This window comes from Polyangium jinanense (assembly GCF_028435265.1).
Taxonomy (GTDB): domain Bacteria; phylum Myxococcota_A; class Polyangia; order Polyangiales; family Polyangiaceae; genus Polyangium; species Polyangium jinanense.
This window is the reverse complement of record NZ_JAGTJK010000044.1, coordinates 91,237-93,484: the sequence shown is the minus strand read 5'-3', so window position 1 is coordinate 93,484 and position 2,248 is coordinate 91,237. Positions and strand designations below refer to the sequence as shown.

Here is a 2,248-nt window from a genome sequence, read left to right as displayed (position 1 = left end):
AAACCGCGCATCGCGCGGTTTCTCGGCCCTCGGTCCAGGCCGTGCCTGGTCCGGGGTGAAGGGGGCGGACAGCCCCCTTCTGGGGTGCGGGGCAACGCCCCGCGCGGTACAAGGCGGCATGGATCCGCGACCCATTCCCCTCGAAGGACGCCACGTCCGCCTGGAGCCCCTCACGCTTGCGCATGCGCCTGCGTTGCTCGCTGCGCTCGCGGAGGACGCGTCCATCTGGCAGTGGATGTCGATCGAGCCGCCGCTCTCGCTCGAAGCGATGGAGACGCACATCAGATCGGCGCTGGACGCGCAGGCCTCCGGTGGGCAGGTCGCGTTCGTGCAGGTCAGCCTCGCGGATGGGCGCGCTTGCGGCGCGACGCGGTACCTCAACATCAGCCGGACCGATCGTGGTCTCGAGATCGGCTGGACCTGGATCGGCAAGCGCTGGCAACGCACGGCGATCAACACGGAGGCGAAGTTCCTCCTCTTGCGACACGCGTTCGAGGTGCTCGGCGCCGCGCGCGTGCAGCTCAAGACCGACGCGCGGAATCTGCAATCGCAGGCCGCGATCGCGCGCATCGGCGGCGTGCGCGAGGGTGTGCTGCGCAAGTACCAGAAGACGCGCGGCGACTTCCTCCGCGATACGGTGATGTTCAGCATCATCGACGACGAGTGGCCTGCCGTGAAAGAGCGGCTCGTCGCGAGGCTCGGCGGCTGATCAGATCGCCACGGCGAGCTGTTTGCCCGGCTCGAAGCGCACGGGCAAGCGCGCCGGGCCGTGCACGTGGAGCGCCTTGCGGGGCTGCCATGGCGCATCGCTCGCGGGCGCGAGGCCGCGCAGGCGCGAGAGAAGATCCGGGATCGCGACCTTCGCTTCGAGCCGGGACAACGAGGCGCCGAGGCAGAAGTGGATCCCGTGGCCGAAGGCGATGTGCGGGTTCGGGTCGCGGCCGACGTCGAAGGTGTCGGGGTCCTGGAACTGCTTCGGATCCCGGTTCGCGGAGCCCATCAGCAAGAGCACGAACTTCCCGGCCGGGATCGTCTGTCCGTGGATCATCACGTCGCGCTTCGCCGCGCGGAACACCATCGACACGGGCGTGCGGTACCTCAAAACCTCCTCGATCGTCGTGGGCAAGAGGCGCGCGGGATCGGCCTCGAGGCGCGCAAGCTCGTCGGGGTGCTCGAAGAACGAGAGGATCGTATTGCCGAGGAGGTTCGTGGTCGTCTCGGTGCCGGCCACGAGCAGGAGCTGGAAGAAGCCGAGGATCTCCTCGCCCGTCAATCGTTCCCCGTCCACCTCCGCCTCCACGAGCCGCGTCAAGAGATCGCCCTTCGGCGCCTTTTTCCGCGCCGTGCAGAGGTCGTCGACGTAGGCGTGCATCTCCTCCTTGAGCGCGGCGTGCTCCGCGACCGCGCGCGTCGCAGCCTCGCCGCCCGACATGGTGTAGCTGAGGTTCAGGATGATCTCGCTCCAGCGCACGAAGCGCGGCCGATCGGCGACCGGAATGCCGATCATCTCCGCGATCACCATCGTCGGCAGGGGCTCGGCGTAGTCCTTCACGAGATCCATCTCGCCCCGCTCGATCACCCCGTCGACGAGCTCGCGCGAGAGCTCGCGGATGCGGGGCTCGAGGTTCGCGATCGAGCGCGGAGTGAACGCGCGCTGGATGATGTTCCGGAGCAACGTGTGTCGCGGCGGATCCGAGAAGACGAGCCAATCGGGGGTCGGCCCGGTCTGCGTGGTGACGATGGAGCTCCACGTGTCGTGATCGTGGAGCGCGCGCTTGACGCCCTCGTAGTCGAAGATCATCCACAGGTCGAGCGGCGGGACGTGGAGCACCGGCGCCTTCGCGCGCATCTCTGCGTACAAGGAAAATGGATTGCGGCGCGTGTCATCGGTGAACAGGTCCAGCATGATCGGCCAAGGCCCGGTATAAACGGGTTTTCGAGGGCCGTGCGCCGACGAGGATCCTGGATCGAAGTCGGGGAATCGACGTATTCGGCTACGGTGCCGCCTCTTGGGAGGCGCTGCGCTGGGGCTTTGCCCCAGGCCCCACCGGGGCTATCCGCCCCTGGACCCGGGGCCTGCGCAAGCGCTGGACCCGGGGTCGATGAACTGCGCGATGCGCAGTTCATCGAACAGGCCAGGTCAAGACCCGCGACGACCCTGCCCATCAAGACCGCGGCGTTGACGATTCAACAGGCAACGTGCCCGTCGCCATCGTGGAACGCACCTCCATGATCTTGCCACCGACCT

General features: G+C 67.7%; 2 protein-coding genes. One reads left to right on the top strand and one right to left on the bottom strand.

Annotated elements, in window-relative coordinates:
* The first annotated feature begins 118 nt into the window (after positions 1-118).
* Positions 119-709: a GNAT family N-acetyltransferase gene (locus KEG38_RS42505; RefSeq protein ID WP_272426430.1), complete on the top strand. Its 591-nt coding sequence runs from the start codon at positions 119-121 to the stop codon at positions 707-709.
* Here KEG38_RS42505 and KEG38_RS42500 read toward each other — a convergent pair whose 3' ends face one another.
* On the bottom strand, positions 710-1,909 hold the full coding sequence (locus KEG38_RS42500; RefSeq protein ID WP_272426433.1) for a cytochrome P450: 1,200 nt from the start codon (positions 1,907-1,909) through the stop codon (positions 710-712).
* Positions 1,910-2,248 lie beyond the last annotated feature (339 nt).

Excerpts from the sequence above, each read along its gene's own strand:
- KEG38_RS42505 (WP_272426430.1), top strand. The coding sequence starts at position 119 with ATGGATCCGCGACCCATTCCCCTCGAAGGACGCCACGTCCGCCTGGAG.